The sequence below is a fragment of the Aquimarina penaris genome (assembly GCF_040786285.1).
Taxonomy (GTDB): Bacteria; Bacteroidota; Bacteroidia; order Flavobacteriales; family Flavobacteriaceae; genus Aquimarina.
In genome coordinates this window covers 58,919-75,723 of sequence record NZ_JBFMKQ010000005.1, presented here as the reverse complement: position 1 = coordinate 75,723, position 16,805 = coordinate 58,919, and the positions used below count along the sequence as shown (strand labels likewise).

Annotated in this window: 15 protein-coding genes; 12 read left to right on the top strand and 3 right to left on the bottom strand. The window is 33.9% G+C overall.

Going from position 1 to position 16,805, the window contains the following annotated elements; genetic code table 11:
* Window positions 1-170: 170 nt before the first annotated feature.
* The 3 genes from ABW637_RS19895 to ABW637_RS19885 all read left to right on the top strand — a co-directional run bounded on the left by ABW637_RS19895 (window position 171) and on the right by ABW637_RS19885 (window position 5,041).
* Window positions 171-3,365 carry an AsmA-like C-terminal region-containing protein gene (locus tag ABW637_RS19895; protein WP_367586480.1) on the top strand — a complete coding sequence of 1,065 codons (3,195 nt, stop codon included), beginning with the start codon at window positions 171-173 and terminating at the stop codon, window positions 3,363-3,365.
* Between the two features lie 265 nt (window positions 3,366-3,630).
* Window positions 3,631-4,470: a DUF6597 domain-containing transcriptional factor gene (locus tag ABW637_RS19890; protein ID WP_367586479.1), complete on the top strand. Its 840-nt coding sequence runs from the start codon at window positions 3,631-3,633 to the stop codon at window positions 4,468-4,470.
* Between the two features lie 76 nt (window positions 4,471-4,546).
* On the top strand, window positions 4,547-5,041 hold the full coding sequence (locus tag ABW637_RS19885; protein WP_367586478.1) for a VOC family protein: 495 nt from the start codon (window positions 4,547-4,549) through the stop codon (window positions 5,039-5,041).
* Between the two features lie 543 nt (window positions 5,042-5,584).
* Here ABW637_RS19885 and ABW637_RS19880 read toward each other — a convergent pair.
* Window positions 5,585-6,553 carry a helix-turn-helix transcriptional regulator gene (locus tag ABW637_RS19880; protein WP_367586477.1) on the bottom strand — a complete coding sequence of 323 codons (969 nt, stop codon included), beginning with the start codon at window positions 6,551-6,553 and terminating at the stop codon, window positions 5,585-5,587.
* A gap of 126 nt (window positions 6,554-6,679) precedes the next feature.
* Between ABW637_RS19880 and ABW637_RS19875 the strand changes: the two genes are divergently transcribed.
* From ABW637_RS19875 to ABW637_RS19845, 7 genes are all read left to right on the top strand, one after another.
* A complete protein-coding gene (locus tag ABW637_RS19875) occupies window positions 6,680-7,603 on the top strand; it encodes an alpha/beta fold hydrolase (protein ID WP_367586476.1) in 924 nt (307 codons plus the stop codon).
* 734 nt (window positions 7,604-8,337) lie between these two features.
* The gene (locus ABW637_RS19870) at window positions 8,338-8,892 is read left to right on the top strand and encodes a hypothetical protein (RefSeq protein ID WP_367586475.1); all 555 of its coding nucleotides are present in this window, start codon (window positions 8,338-8,340) and stop codon (window positions 8,890-8,892) included.
* Between the two features lie 172 nt (window positions 8,893-9,064).
* Window positions 9,065-9,601, top strand: coding sequence for a hypothetical protein (locus tag ABW637_RS19865; RefSeq protein ID WP_367586474.1), 537 nt, complete (start codon window positions 9,065-9,067; stop codon window positions 9,599-9,601).
* A 269-nt stretch (window positions 9,602-9,870) separates the two neighbouring features.
* The gene (locus ABW637_RS19860) at window positions 9,871-10,437 is read left to right on the top strand and encodes a hypothetical protein (RefSeq protein ID WP_367586473.1); all 567 of its coding nucleotides are present in this window, start codon (window positions 9,871-9,873) and stop codon (window positions 10,435-10,437) included.
* 103 nt (window positions 10,438-10,540) lie between these two features.
* On the top strand, window positions 10,541-11,635 hold the full coding sequence (locus ABW637_RS19855) for a serine hydrolase domain-containing protein (RefSeq protein ID WP_367586472.1): 1,095 nt from the start codon (window positions 10,541-10,543) through the stop codon (window positions 11,633-11,635).
* A 290-nt stretch (window positions 11,636-11,925) separates the two neighbouring features.
* Entirely contained in the window at window positions 11,926-12,549 is a 624-nt protein-coding gene (locus ABW637_RS19850) for a hypothetical protein (protein ID WP_367586471.1), read from the top strand.
* A 197-nt stretch (window positions 12,550-12,746) separates the two neighbouring features.
* Complete coding sequence (locus ABW637_RS19845) at window positions 12,747-13,547, top strand: hypothetical protein (RefSeq protein WP_367586470.1); 801 nt, start codon at window positions 12,747-12,749, stop codon at window positions 13,545-13,547.
* A 69-nt stretch (window positions 13,548-13,616) separates the two neighbouring features.
* Here the strand turns inward: ABW637_RS19845 and ABW637_RS19840 are convergent, their stop codons facing one another.
* On the bottom strand, window positions 13,617-14,294 hold the full coding sequence (locus tag ABW637_RS19840) for a methyltransferase (RefSeq protein ID WP_367586469.1): 678 nt from the start codon (window positions 14,292-14,294) through the stop codon (window positions 13,617-13,619).
* 156 nt (window positions 14,295-14,450) lie between these two features.
* A complete protein-coding gene (locus ABW637_RS19835) occupies window positions 14,451-14,795 on the bottom strand; it encodes a winged helix-turn-helix transcriptional regulator (protein ID WP_367586468.1) in 345 nt (114 codons plus the stop codon).
* Between the two features lie 187 nt (window positions 14,796-14,982).
* Here ABW637_RS19835 and ABW637_RS19830 point away from each other — a divergent pair, with 187 nt between their 5' ends.
* The gene (locus ABW637_RS19830; protein ID WP_367586467.1) at window positions 14,983-15,996 is read left to right on the top strand and encodes a zinc-binding alcohol dehydrogenase family protein; all 1,014 of its coding nucleotides are present in this window, start codon (window positions 14,983-14,985) and stop codon (window positions 15,994-15,996) included.
* Window positions 15,997-16,262: 266 nt separating this feature from the next.
* Window positions 16,263-16,682 (top strand): hypothetical protein, encoded by a 420-nt coding sequence (locus ABW637_RS19825; protein ID WP_367586466.1) that lies wholly within the window; start codon window positions 16,263-16,265, stop codon window positions 16,680-16,682.
* The last annotated feature ends 123 nt before the right edge of the window (window positions 16,683-16,805 follow it).

Genomic DNA, 16,805 nt, shown 5'->3' with positions numbered 1-16,805 from the left:
TGTTTTAAGAAGAAATGGCTTTACATATTCTAAATTATTTAAAACTTTAAAATATCTAATCGATAAATGCGGTTCACCCAAAAACTAAATCATATCCTAAATAATATTTTTTCATACTAATTCGTTACTTTTAAAGTCAAATACCTGTTCTAACCCTAAAGACATCTACTTTGAAGATTAAAAAATTCTGGAAACGAATTTTATTAGCACTAATCTTAGTTCCAATTTTAGTAGTTGGAGGCCTAATGCTATATATTCAGAGCAACCAATCTGAAATTATTAAAGAGGAGATCGCAACCCTAAACAAAGAACACAAAGGTCTTATTAGTGTTGGCAAGAGTAAATTATCTCTTTTTGGCAACTTTCCATACATCTCTATAAAAGTTGATGACGTGCGAATTTTTGAAACCAAAGAAGACAATGCGCCCATCATCATGGATGTAAAAGACATATACATAGGTTTTAACCTATGGGATATGGCGAAAGGAAATTATGATATTCAGTCTTTAGTAGTAGAAGAAGGTGTTTTTAATATTGTGATTCATGAAAATAATACCACGAATATTCAAAACTCCTTAACAAGCACTTCTGAAACAGAAACACCCTCCACCAATATTCATCTGAAAAAAATTAAACTTAAAAATCTAGATATCCACACCTTAGATGAAGCTACGAATACAGATGTCGAAAAATTTATATACACTGGTAAAGGTGGTTTTAGCCAAAAAGATAGTATCATCGCTGGGCATATAGATACAGATCTTGAATTAAATGTGATAAAAGATGGAGACACCACCTTTATCCATAAAAAACATTTTGAAATTCATACAGACCTGGTATTTAATGAATATACGGGCATTCTAGACATATCACCCTCAGGTATTGTCATGGAAAATGGTGATTTTGAGTTAGAAGGATCCATAGACACCAAGAATGATGTAGACCTTGATCTTTCTATAAAAGGAACAAAGCCCAATTTTGATATGCTTATTGCATTTGCTCCAGCAGATGTAATACCCGTATTAGAAAAATACAAAAATGCTGGCGAAATCTATTTTAATGCGAGTATCCAAGGACCAGCTAACAAAGGAAACAGACCTTTTATCAATGCCAAATTTGGGGCCGGAAAAGCCTTTTTAGAAAATACCAAAAAAGCGAAAAAGATTGATAACATGGGCTTCAACGGTCATTTTACGAATGGAAAAAATAGAGATGCTAGTACCATGGAATTTTCGCTAACCGATATGACTGCGTCTTTAGAAAAGGGAGAGTTTGAAGGTTCTATTTTTGTGAAAAATTTTGAATCCCCAGAAGTGGATATGCAAATAAACTCGAATTTCAATCTCGATTTTATTGCAGAATTTTTTGAACTAGAGCGAGTACAAGAGGCCTCAGGAGAGGTTTCGCTGAAAATGAATTTTCATGATATTATAGATATCGACGAGCCCGAAAAGGCATTACAAAAACTCAATCAAGCGTACTTTACAGAATTGATTGTAAAAGACTTGAGTTTAATTGCCAAAGAACTTGCCGCTCCCCTGCATGATCTGAATGTACATTTGGTAATGAATGGCAAAGAAGCGACCCTGAAACAGTTTGAAATGCTGGTGGGAAATTCAGATCTATCGATAAGTGGTTTTCTTTCAGACTTACCAGCAATTGTACATCATACCAACATCCCGGTAGAAGCCCATTTAGATATTACCTCTAAGTATTTAGATATTGCCCAATTAACCCGTTTTTCAAAACAAGACACTACCCAAACTGGTGTCGATGAACAAATAAAAGACCTAAGCCTGGGGCTTTCTTTTAAAGCTTCTGCGAAAGATTTTACAGAATCTGAGTATTTACCGAAAGGCGAATTTTTTATCGATAGTTTACACGCAGACTTGAAGCATTATCCGCATAAACTACATGATTTTCATGCCGATGTGCTAATCGATGATAAAGACTTAAACATAATAGATTTTACGGGGTATATAGATGATAGCGATTTTCATTTTGACGGGCTCATACATGATTATGCTTTTTGGATGCAACCCCAACTTAACGGAGATGTAGATTTAGATATCAACCTTACTTCTAAGAAATTAAGGCTAGAAGATGTTTTTTCGTATAAGGGAGAAAATTATGTTCCAGAAGAGTATAGACATGAAGCGTTTGATGATTTGGCATTGCATTTTGCGGCTGGTATGCATTATAAAGATTCTGCTTTACATTCTATCGATCTTGCTTTAGACAAGTTAGATACAAAAATGAAATTGCATCCGCTTCGCTTTCATGATTTTAGAGGAAACATACATTATGAAGACCAGCACATCGTTATAAAAGACTTTCATGGAGAAATAGGATCCACCAATTTTAATTTCGATTTAAACTATTATCTGGGGGAAGATCAGCAGATAAAGAAAAGAGATAATTATCTGGCAGTAAAGGCAAATTATATCGACTTTGATGCTCTTTTTAATTTCGATTTAAGTCCGCCAAAACCAACAGCAATTGTGACTTCGAAAACTGCGGATGTGAAAGAACATGCAGAGGCCTTCAATTTATATGAGTTGCCATTTACAGATATGCAATTTAAAGCAGACATCGCTCACTTTATGTACCATAGAATAGATCTTCAAAATATCAAAGCAGATGTAAGAACAACCCCCAACCATTACATTTATATAGATACGTTGCATATGGATGCTGCAGGAGGAAATATTCGATTAAGTGGATATTTTAATGGTAGCGATCCGAAACATATCTATATGCAACCTGATTTGGTGATGAACAATGTTGATTTGGATAAATTGCTATTCAAATTCGAAAATTTTGGGCAAGACCATCTCGTTTCCGAAAATTTACAAGGGAAACTCACCTCTAGAATTAAAGGTAAGATTAGAGTATACCCGGATATGGTGCCAGATCTGGACCAATCAACTATAGAAATGGACGTAAAAGTATTAAATGGGAAATTAAAAAATTACAATCCAATGCTGGCGCTTTCGGACTATATGGGAGCTAAAAACTTGCAAAACATTCGGTTCGACACCTTACAAAATAGCTTACGTATAAAGAAAGGTAAAATTACTATTCCGGCTATGACGATCGAATCTACTTTGGGTCATATAGAACTGTCTGGTATGCATGATAGTAATCAAAATATCGATTATTATATACGTATTCCTTGGAAAACTGTGAGAAAAGCTGCTTGGCAAAAATTATTTAAAAGTAAGAAAGATGCTGCTATTTATGAGGAGCAAGAAGATGAGATTGTAGAAGTAGATCCTAACGAAAAAATAAAGTATCTCAATCTAAAGATCAAAGGGAGCATAGATGACTATAAGGTTTCATTAGGTAAGAAAAAAGAAAAGTAACATCCGGTTTTGAAAATTTTACCGGAGGATGAACTCTTGATATTGCTGAAATCCAAAAGTTAGACTTAGGTAGATTAGACTTAATGATAATATGTAAAATAACCGTTGCCAATAATGGCGATACCCAATTGCTTACTCTTGCCTACCCTCCCAATGTTCTAGTTGTTTGTTTTCCAACTTGGGTGGTCTGTGATATTGATCATCGTTTGAGTATTTTTGGATAAACCAGCCTAGGCGGCGCAACTGTGTATATCCAAAACGTTGTATGTCACTAAATAAAAACAAATTATTAATAGACTATCAAACATTTCAACCGCACCCCGACTTAAGTGCTTTGGTTAAATTTTATTGGACTTTGGAAGTCCCCTTTGATCCAAGTAATCAGAAGCAAAAAATTATTCCCGATGGGTGTATTGAAATGACTTTTAATCTTGAAGATAAGATTAAGCGGTATATATCTGAAAATAAATTTATAGTGCACCCTAATTCTATGGTAATGGGGCAAAGAACAAAGTCTTATTATATAGAACCTTTAGGAAATGTTAACTCATTTGCAATTTGCTTTTATCCATATGGATTCGCTAACTTTATATGTACTCCTCTTGAAAATTTGGTGGACGTTCAAACGCCAATCGAAAGTCTGTTTGGAGAGATTCCTGCAAAAGAGTTAGAACAAAAGATTATTCAAGCAACTAGTACTCAAAAACGTATTGAAATTATTGAAACATTTCTTTTAAACAAACTCAACCAGGGTAAAACTATTGAAAACTTAGTAAAAACAACTGTGAACACTCTTCTTGCCACTAATGGAAGTACCTCAATAAATCAAATTTTGAAAGGGGATTTATCAAAAAGAAGACAACTAGAAAGAAACTTTAAAAAGCAGATTGGTATTAGCCCAAAGCAGTTAGGTAAGGTATTGCGTTTGCAAACAGCTTTAAAAATGTTACTTAATGACGATGAAAACCTAACCAGAATAGCTTATGAAAGTGAATACTTCGATCAAGCACATTTCATTAAAGACTTTAAAGAATTTATCGGAACTACTCCAAAAGAGTTTTTAGGAAATGAAAATATGGCTCTTTCTACCCTATTCTACAAATAGCATTAAAGTGTCGCATTTTTACAATTTCAATTCTACTATTGAAGATAATTTTGTAGTATCAATTTATTCAATATAAATGAAAAGAATACTACTAAGCACCTCTATTCTGCTTGTCGTTGGATTTATGGCTTATAGCGGTCATAACAAGTCAAACTCTGAAACAGAAAAGCAAGATTTACCGGTCAGAAAAAACACGAATGATATGAACAGTTTTATTTCCCTTTTTGAAATTCCAGCAACGGATATTATACGAGCAATCGATTTTTATCAAGTAATTCTAGACATAAACATTGATAAAATGGAAATGCCAGGAATGGAAATGGGGATATTCCCCTACGAAGAACAAATGGTTACAGGAGTAATAATTAAAGGGGAAGGATACAACCCCTCCGCTACCGGAATAACAATATATCTAAATGGCGGAGATAATCTTCAAACCATTCTTGACAAAGTTGAAGAAAACGGTGGAAAAATTATTGTTCCAAAAACAGCTCATGCAGATGAAAGTGGTTTTTTTGCTTTGTTTTTAGACACCGAAGGAAATAAACTTGGTCTAAATTCCCCAAACTAAACGGAAGAAAAGCGAACGCACCACAATGTCTAAAAGTTATAGAGATTCGGGTGCAAACTCGCGCCGGATTTGCATTTATATAAGTATATTTTTATCCAAAAAGCAAGTGCGTTTTAATCTACTACTGCTTTTATACTAATCATTGCGCTTCATTTTGGCCCGTCCTGAAACTGAATTTTATTTATGCTCCTTTAATAGAAATTGTGTATTTACCAACGTTTAAAAAGGTAAATAAAAACAAAAATTCTTATCAAATAAGTTACCTATTCGGTTATCGGGTATCGGGTATCAGATAAATCTAATAAAATACAACTTATTGATTATTAAAAACATAGCATAGTTTGATAACATTTTGCCACCCCGACGAACCCCTTTTCAAGAGGTATCAAAATCTTGTTAATTGTATGATTTGCAAGGTTTTCATTTTCCCTGTATTCATTTGAATCGTTTTGAAGCCATCCTTTTCGTGTACAATTGGAACATTTTCAGGTATTCACTGGTAGCCCGATGGGATAGGGATGGTGTAGATCGTCAGTTTGAAAATTAAAAGGTCTTTAGTCGAATATACTCACTGGGGGTCTGCCCATACCACTTATGAAAAGCCCGAGCAAATGCGGCAGTCTCCGAATAGCCTAATAGATAACTGATGTCCTTGACCATGTAGGGTTCATGGCTGAGCAAGAGCACCGAAATCTGCTTTTTCAGCTCGTTGAGAATTTCCCTAAAGGTCATTCCTTCTTTGGCCAAAGCCCGCTGTAGTGTTCGTGGGGTTGTACAAAATATGTCGGCCACCTCATTTAGGCCAGGTAGTTCAGGGGTGGCCATCTGCAATAGAGTGGTCTTAACCCTGCCCACTAAATACCGATTGTCTTTTATGGTTGAAACTAGGACTAGATATTGAGGTATCAGATAATCAAAATGAAGTCTTTGATAGCGCTTTATGGCAGCTTTTAGTTCCACCGCAGGAAATGATAGTATGTACTTTTCGACATAGGTGGTGCCATAAGGATACAATGGATTATGGCTTGGAATGGTGATATGGATATCCACCGATCGCACACTCATAAGCTGGATTTCTCTGGAGATAATGGCAAGGTAGCATTCCAAGATGATACTTTTTACACCACATGTCTCGCCCTTTAAGTCCAATTCTATGTTTGTCCTATTGCCGGTTTGTTGAATCTCAAGCGTCATTATAGGGAAAGTCATAACTATAAAGTCCCTTAGATAATAAAGTGCTTCTTGCATTGTTATGCATTGTAAAGAAATCTGATGGACTACCCCCAAGGAACTGAGTTTACAGAAATTTCCGGTATTTACACCCAGCCGTTCGATGCCCAAAGTTGATTGTATCTCTTGTAATACATCATAAAAATCTTCAGATTCAATATATTCGTCTGTTTTGTCAAACACCTTCCGTAACCTCTTTTTATCAATTATCTGATCAATGTTCATACCCCGCGCCGAGGCATAGACTATGAACGGGGATAAATGTAAGGCTAATATTTTCATATTGTCGCAAAATATCAGTTCTTCCAGCCACTTCCAAAATACTTTTGTTAAAAATAGTTGGGTAGTGCATCAAAGATGTCATCAAACTATAACAAGTATAATTTCTAACATTAAAACAGTAAAAAAATGATTAAAGCAGAAGAAACGTTCAATGGCACATTCCCGTTCAGAGCGAATTATGAACAAATTTCCGGTTTTAAAATGCACTATGTAGACGAAGGTAGTGGTGAAACGGTGCTTTGCCTACATGGTCAACCCACTTGGGGATATCTCTATAGACTGGTGATTCCATTGCTCTCCGATAGATATAGGGTCGTAGTACCGGATAACATGGGGTTTGGTAAAAGCGAGACACCACAGAACAAGGCCTATAGGTTACAGGAACATATAGATAACCTTATTGAGTTTGTAGCACGTCTGGATCTTGAAGATATCACGCTCGTGCTCCATGACTGGGGTGGTCCCATTGGCTCGGGACTGGTAAAACAAAGACCAGATTTGGTAAAAAGGATAGTGGTTATGAACTCGCTTCTACCATTGGGCACGGATAAGGAAAATGAAATTATTGTGGAAGGTATCGGTACATCGCCTTGGTTCCATATGATGGGCGGACTATATGAAAACGGAACCTTTGATCCGGTAGTCAAGAACCTTTTTCGGTACGCGACGGTATCGTTGATAACCGATCACCTTGGCTTTGAAAAGAGATCTAACATCACCGAAGATTGGATAAGGGCTTACAGTGAGCCTTTTAAGACCGAGGAAGAAACAAGGGCAGCGGTAGCTTTCCCCAAGAGTATTGTAAATGGCAGTAACGATCTATGGCATCCTTTTAACGAAGATGAACTAAAAGCCGCCAGAAGCAAACCGACCATTATGATCGAAGGCCTAAAAGACAAAGGTCTGCCTCCAAAACTATATATGGCCATATTCAGGGAAGCCTTTCCGAACAGTCCAATATATGAGTTGCCAAATGCCGGCCACTTCCTACAAGAAGACGAGCCCCAAACGATTGCCAGTTTGATCGACCAGTTTATACAGACTAGCTAATAACTGATGTCACGTTCTCAAATGGTAATTTAAAAATGTAAATTTGAACGGATAGTACTCATACTATCCGTTAATCATTCATAGCGAAGATAGGATAGACCATATCTTCGTTCTTTTTATGTTACCCGATTGGGTCTATTCCCAAATCACTATTAACTTCTTAATTAAAAATAGTGCTAAAAATATGTACTCTAGTTTGTAGTTTAAAAAAATGACTTATGCTAATCTAAGGAATAAATTTAGATAGTAAACCAGTAAGTTAATGTGTTTTCGACTCAAACTTACTTTGTTCAGATATAGCAATTTGATTTGTTTTGATACAATAGGTTTTCCGAAATTTATAGGGCAAAGAATTACATCACTTGTACTGATTTGTATTAAAAATTGCAAAGAGGTGTACAGTTTAAAATTAGTGCAGTTAAATATTGTAAGTGTGCGTGTTACGATCATATTTCTAGATCTTCCACTCTACCTTTTTAATAAATCAATTAGAAATAAAGAAAAATAACGCAAGTACAACACCATGTACAGTTCATTGTTTCTGAATTTCTTATCATAAATTCCTCATACTTTTACTATTTTGGTTTCTTAATCTGAAAATCCTCACGTATTTTCACGCGACGAAAATATTCACAAAACGTTGTATACCATCAAAATACAAGGTGTTATATGATAAAACTCATTTCATAAAAAGATTCACTACAGTAATTTGCTTTCAAAAATATATTTATATCATGAAAGCAATATTCTTATCTATCTGTTATATTTTATTCTTTAGTTTTACTTATGGACAAGCAGATAATCAATCGACAAAAAATACCAGAATAGGTTTTGAATTAGATGCATTGCCATATATTACCGGAGGATATTACGGTTCTATTTGGGTTGGTCACAAACATTTTAGATATCGGGCTATTATTGCAAGAGCTGAAACACCCAACTTTATCCTTGAAGATGGTTTTACCAACAATGAAATTAAGGCCTATGCAGCCGTGGTAGATTACTTTTTCAAACCCAACTTTAAAGGTTGGTGGATAGGGACCGGCTTAGAGTATTGGGATGGTAAGATACAAACCGACGCTAAGTTAAATACTGCAAATTATAACAATACAATATTCACCGCCGGTGGTGGTTACGTATGGAAATTTTACAAAAATCTTTATTTGAATCCCTGGGTGGCAGGGCATTTAAGAATCGCCGGAGATAAAGACATTGTTGTTGATGAAAGTACGTTTGAAACTAAACTATTTATCCCTGAAATATCCTTAAAGTTAGGTTGGCATTTCTAATATTGAACTATAAATTATGAATAGTTGCGTGGTTGTGAAAAGGTTAATAAATTAGTAAACAGCGCACTACAACATGTATAATTAATTATCTTTATTCTCACAACGAAAAATCCTAGCTGATTTTCCGCAACTAATCATACACAAACCGCCAGCAACAATCAAAGATTATATTATGAAAAAAAGATTCTTTAAAATGGCTTTTTTGACTTTTACATTATTCCTCTCATCAGGAAATATTATTGCTCAGGAAAGGAATATTCGGGATTTAGATTTTTTAATTGGAGAATGGAACGTGAGAGAGGATAACAAGGAAAAAAAATGGTGGGAAAAAAGCACTCGGATTGGACGATATGTTTTGGACAGTACTTATATTGAGTTAAAAGCCTCCGCCATTTCATCAAGTGGTAAAAAAAGGACGTATAACTGGTACATTCATTATAATTCTAAAAAAAATCAATTTGAAATGGTTTCAATGTTTAGCAATTGGTATGAGGTTCTATTTGATATTCTAATTTGGGATTCGACACAACGTAAACTGACGATAAAACATAACTCAGATTCAGATTCAAATGATTATCACGAAAGATATGGAGAGATTATCTTTGATGAAAGTTTCAACGAATATATATGGGTAGGTGAAAACAAATATGGAGATCCAAATAGCCCGAGTGTTTGGAAATATGTAGAAAAAGGATTGCGGACTAAATAACCATAGTTCTTAACAACGTATAAACTCCATAAGTGTTTGACATTTTAACTCAAAACAATATCTTTAGATCTCTTCCAAAACGCCGAATAGTCATTACTGACAATTCCACTTACTGAAACGTATACAAACCGTTATAGCACATTAATATTAATCTTGAATATAAAATTGTCGAATTAATCATCAAATTTTTTCGAAAAAAGTGTAACAATCTATCGCCCATAATATCTTATAAAGGAGTTTAGTACAACTAACACATAAATAAAACCAATATGACTCATAAGATTTTTTTTGTTATCGGTCTAATTTTCCTTTTAACAGGTCAGCTATTATTAGCTCAGGGCAATGATTTTGTATACAGTCAGGAACCAATTGATTTTGCTCATTGGTTTTTGTTAGTTGGAGTGGTGTGTCTGATCCCCCAAGTTGTATCATTTCCTAAAAAAATCTTTAGTTTTATTGGAATACCATTAACCCTAATTGGAATAGCTTGTATGATTGGCATGTGTGTGCTGGACTTTATATTCTGGAGCTTTCCTAACGCAGAAATGCGTAATGAATTTGCGAGTCATATTACCCAAGTTCCATCAATCTGGAAAACATTTATTACTATAGGACCAAGTTCAAAAGTCTTCAATCTTGGCTTGCTCATTTTAAGTCTGAATTACATAAACAAAGAAAAAATCGGAATAGGTATTCTTTTCATAGCTACTCTCATTTTATGGCATATTATACCAGTACCCTTTAGATTAGTTTTTGGATATTCTTTAACCCTAATTGGATTTACTGTAATTTTATTTGGAAAGGATATAAAAAACATACTACAACAACCTGCATAGTTCATTGCCCTGAATTTCCTAGTTGCTGAATATTGGGTTCGCTCCTATTTGCTATCTTAGTGCTAACGCAACGAAACCATACACGAACACGTTACCCATTATTATGAAAAACATAGCAATACTAATAACGCTCATCCTATTGACGAGTATAATAAGCTATGGACAAGGTACATATCTATATTCCCAACCGAAAGAACTCGATGATGGATGGAGAACGAACAATTTACGATCACATAATATAGATACAACAAGGGTCTATCAATTATTTAGCCAATTACAGAACAGAAAAAATAAATTGCATAGCATTCTGTTAGTAAAAAACAACGAATTAATTATTGAGGAGTATTTCAATGAAAACTCAATAGATAAACCTCACGACCTTCGTTCAACAACAAAAAGTATCAGGTCGATATTAATGGGAATTGCTATTGATAAAGGATTTGTGGATGACGTTAACGACCCAATATCGAAATATCTTAAAAGTCACGTACCCACCAAAAATCTTGACAAGAGAAAAGAAAAGATAACTATTGCCAACCTTTTAGCAATGTCAAGTGGATTTGAATGCAATGATTGGGATAAAAATTCTAAAGGGCAAGAAGATAAAGTTTATAGAAAAAAGGACTGGATTCAATATACACTAGATCTCCCTATGGTTAATAAACCTGGAAAGGTCTCAAATTATTGTTCAATGGGTGCCATTTTAATAGCCGAAATAATTAGTCAATCTTCAGGAATGACAATCGGTAAGTTCGCAGAAATGTATTTGTTCAAACCGTTGGGGATTAACAACCTAAAATGGGGACATACGTCTGATAAAGAAGTTATTCCTTCAGGAAAGAGATTATATATGACATCACGGGATATGGCAAAAATTGGACAATTGATACTCAACAACGGAAAGTGGAACAATGAGCAAATTGTTTCCCAAAAATGGGTTGAAGAATCAACAACATCAAAAACAAAAATTACAGGAATTGACTATGGCTATTTTTGGTGGAATATTCCATTTAAGATAAATGAAAAAGTAGTTGTTTCAAAAACAGCAACTGGAAACGGAGGACAGTATATCATGGTTTTTCCAGAACTGGATATGGTAGCAGTATTTACCGGAGGTGCATATAATTCACAGGAGGATAAAGTACCTTTTGCTATCATGAAAGACATCTTCCTACCAACATTCACTGGTAAAAAATAACAAAGAGTAGCTCTGTAATAATCTAAACGGGGATGTAAGATCCATAAATTCACTATTGGCAAAAACGGGAGTTTAATTACTACGAAAGAATACTAACTGTTGCAAATATGAAGTATGATGTCGCAGCAGTTAAGTAATTCCTCAATGGTTCTTGTATATTTGTGATGGCGCAGAGATTTTAAAGTGAATACATTAAAAAATCAGTGCAAACATGTCGATAGCTTAGTAATATTTTGCTCGGCTACGACCAATGTATTAAACGTCGTGTGTTATTTAAACCAAAAGATAAAGTGAAGAAATCTACAAAAAGTATATTCAAATATATATTAGAGTTTTTAATTGTTGCGTTTGGTGTCTTTCTTGGAATTTATACAAGTGACCTACAAAATGAAAAGAAAATCAAAAGAGAAAAAGAAAAGTCTATAAATTATATACTTATAGAATTAGAAAATAATAAAAGTAATCTTGAGGAGTCTATTGAGTATCATCAATTGATTAAATCCAATATGGATAGTTTAGCAAGTACTTTAACAGAAAAAGATATGTTTGCAAATTACATGAGAAATAAAAAATTTCAGCATAATCAAATTAAAGGATGGAATGGTGTTAGACTAGCAGATATTGAAAACACAGCATTTGAAAGCGTGAAAATAAGCGGAATAATACAGGAATACGATATTGAGCTAATCCAAATTATTTCAAAAATTTATAAACGTCAAGAAGCTTATTCTGAATTCGGAAAATCCTTACTTGATAGGATACTCAGCTTAAACTCATCAACGAAGGTGTTTGATGTATTTGGCTCAGTTAAACTAATGACTACTGATTTACTATCAATTGAAAAACAATTATTGACAGCATTAGAAAAAGTTCAAAAAGATATAAAAATGGCACACAGCTATACCACTAAATAGTTGCTTATTATGGCCTATTTAAGATTATTATTGGTCAAAAAGATTATCAGACAAACTTTATACTGGCCCAAAAATATTTTAATCTATTGAAAATGCAAGGCATTTTATTCCTGATGAGGACGATATTGAATTTCAAAACATAATTACTAAAAGTATACTGCCTACAATCGCAGAAAAGAAAAATTAAAAACAAATAGTTGAACATTATACTGAAAATAATATCTCAAATACTCCTGTTTGTCTTTCTAACTATAGTGACTCAAATTGGTGGGATTGTTTATTTATTAAGTCTCGTACTCATAAAAAAATGGGAATGGAACTCGAGATTTAAACCTCTAATCGTTTTTACAGGGCTTTATGTGATTTCAACATTACTTATCGTTCCTATTGTTGCTCCAATTTTTGGTCGGGAAAAGGTAAAACATACAGACCGAATACAACCAACAAATTATATGACTGTGTTTCTAAATAGAAATTATGTTAGACCAGAATTAAATGAATTATTATTACAAGCGGAAAAAGAATTGAATGCATCGAATATTGAAATCCATTATTTGGATGCAAATTTTCCATTTATAAACAAATTCCCTCTACTTCCGCATCTAAGTCATAATGATGGAAAGAAAATTGACATTAGTTTGATTTATGAGGCCGAAAGTGGAGAAATAACTGATAAACAAAAATCAATAAGTGGATATGGAGTATTTGAAGACCCTAAATCCAATGAATATAATCAAAGCCATAAGTGCCTAAAAAGTGGTTATTTTCAATATGATTATCCTAAATATGTAACTTTTGGAAAGATCAATAAAAAATTGGTTTTCTCAGAAAAAGGAACCAAAATGCTTATAAGAAGTATCTTGAAAAACAGAAATTTAGGAAAGCTCTTCATTGAACCCCACTTAAAGAAAAGAATGAATTTAGTTGATAGTAAAATCCGTTATCATGGTTGCAGAGCAGTTAGACACGATGATCATATTCATATACAATTAAAATAAAACGAATGTACCATATAAGGAACGCTGTAAAACATTTGATTACAACCCAGTGTATTGGCATGAATATATTTAAAAAATTTTATAAAATGTAGTAACTATAACCCCTTTACGATCATTTAAAATAACTGATAATAATTGTTTTTCTTCTTTTACCTTAAGATTAAATGGTGGAGCTAATAGGTTTAAACCACTTTGTTTCTTTAGTCTAGTGCCTTGCCCCGAAATAATATCTTTATTGGGTATAAAATCTCCTTCAGGCACATGTTCTGTTACAATAACATATTTAAAATCAGTTAATTTGCTCAATATACGCTGTACTTCTGCATTCGATAAATGTTGTAGTACTTGTCGCAATGTTGCACAATCTCCAGAAGGTAAATCATCTATTGCTATATCCAAGCAATGAAACTCTAAATTTTCTTCTTTAAATGTTGACTTATTATACTCTATAAGGTCCGACACGATGTCTACAGCGACATATTGAGTAGTGTATTTCACCAATTTTTTTCCTACATTAAAATCCCCACAACCTAAATCACATAGCGTAAGAGGATTTTTAAAAGATGTTAAGAATGCTGTTAAAACATCAATATATGGATTTACTATTTCAGGATGATGTGATCCTACACCTGAATAAAAATCAGAATTGTTAGCACCCCAAAACTTCATTTCATAAACCTGTTCCATAGCATCTTTAGTTGGCCAAGGTTTCTTAATTCTTTTAGTTCCACTTTCTTTCTTTTTCATAAACACTCTAGTAGCCTAAACAAACTATAAAAATAAATTATATATATTCGAATGTACTATTAAAACAAACGTACAAATTATACGCAATACAATATTGTATAAAACTGACAACTCTTTACATAAAAAATGTTTTGCTTCATGTATAAAAAACAAAACTTAAATACCTGTTTCTGCATAATTTTCAACAACAAAATCTCCCCAATCTGCAATAGAGTGTAAAACAGGAATAAGTGTTTTTCCGAAATCTGTTAAGGAATATTCAACTTTTAAAGGAGGTTTCGTAGTGTATACTTTCCTCTCGATTACTCCATCTTCTTCCAGTTTTTTTAATTGCAAACTTAACGTTCGTTCTGTTACACCTTTCATTTGTTTTCTCAATTCACTATATCGTAAAGGTGTTTCTATTAAATGATATAGAATTACTGTCTTCCATTTTCCTCCAATAATTCCCATGGTTACACTAGTGCAGCAAGGATATTTTTTTCCATTTATACAATGCATATTTTCTCTTTTTTAGCAAAAAAAATCATACTATCATTTTTGACCGTTATTGCATAGTCATTAAACTATATTTAGTTTTGTAACTATATTTTGTATAGTCACTTTCGAAACACAAAAATATAAGTTTTCTAGAATCAATGCAACAAGGGTATACAATCCAATTGTATGATCCATTAAATAAAAAATTATGAAAGCAATAGGATTTAAACAATCTCTTCCCATTACCGAAAAGAATAGTTTTATTGAATTTAATACTGAAAAGCCTAATCCTACGGGGTATGATATCTTAGTCAAAATATCGGCAATTTCGGTTAACCCGGTAGATTTCAAGGTTAGGCAAAGTGCAGCAAAAGACATCATACTCGATACACCCAAAATTATTGGATGGGACGCCGTTGGAACCGTGGAAGCTGTAGGCGATACAACATCAAGATTCAAAAAAGGAGACCATGTATACTACGCCGGAGATATTACCCGTAGTGGCAGTAATGCAGAATACCAACTCATTGATGAGCGTATTGTTGGCCATAAACCTAAAAATTTAACTGTAGCTCAAGCAGCAGCCATTCCCTTAACCGGATTGACCGCCTGGGAATCTATTTTTGACCGAATTAAAGTTGATTCTCGAACGGATAAAGGAAAAACAATCTTGATCTTGGCAGGCGCAGGTGGTGTAGGCTCTATGGCAATACAAATAGCAAAAAGAGTGGCTGGACTCACAGTAATCGCAACGGCATCAAGACCAGAATCTGAAAACTGGTGTAAAGAACTAGGAGCAGATCATGTGGTAAATCATCACAACCTGAAAGCCGAACTGGAAAAAATCAGTTATAGCCAAGTGGATTATGTTCTGGACTGCGTAGATATAAATAATTATTGGGAAACTATAGTAGAAATTATCAAGCCACAAGGGCACATCGTTACCATTGCTGGTAGTAACAAGCCATTGAACCTTTCTTTACTCAAAACCAAAAGTGTGTCTTTTTCATGGGAATTTATGTACACCCGTTCTATGTTCACTACAAATGATATGGATAGACAACACCAGATTTTAAACGAAATAGCAAATTTGCTAGATACTGGTACGCTAAAAACGACATTGACCACCACCTTGGATGGCTTTACTGTAGACAATCTTAAAAAAGCACATGAAATGCAGGAATCTGGTAAAACCATTGGTAAAACGGTTATTCAATTTTAAAAGTCAGGAATTTTCTAAAATTGAGTCATAAAATCTGTGACCAACAAAGTATATGGGCAATAAGGCGATTGGTTTCGGGTTCGAAATTAATCGCCTTTTTTGTAGTGTTTGCCTTTTTTAGTTGATAAAAATGTAAATTGTAAAATCAAAAAACTGAAAAAAGGCCTGTAGTTTACCGCAAAGTGCATCACTTGTTCTCCCCTACTTACTATGTGTTTGGGTATTCTTCAAGTACAAAAAATACCAATCGATCTAAAAGAACAACTATGAATTCTATAATTAAAAATATTTTAGCGGTTATTGCCGGATGGTTAGGAGGTAGTATTATCAATATGGGGCTCATTAAACTTGGTCATAAGGTATTGCCTATAAAAGGCATTGACCCCAATGACATGAACGCTTTAGCGGCTGTCATGCCTGCTTTAGAATTTGAATATTTTATTTTTCCATTTTTGGCCCACGCCCTGGGGACCCTGGTTGGTGCAACAATTGCAGGTTTGATCGCAGCAAGTCACAAAATGAAATTTTCATTGAGCATTGGTGGTTTGTTTTTATTAGGAGGCATTATGGTAAATTACATGCTCCCCGGGCCAACTTGGTTTGCAATAATAGACATTGCTATCGCTTATATTCCTATGGCATGGATTGGAGGAAAAATAGCTCTGAAAATATCAGAAAAAAGCTAAAGGATTAGAGATTATGCATTATAACATAATGTCTTTCATAAGTGATGAATAACAACCAGGTGTAATCCTTTGCGTATATAAAGCTTCGTTTTCAAAATAGTAAACGTTTAAAATTGTGATAAT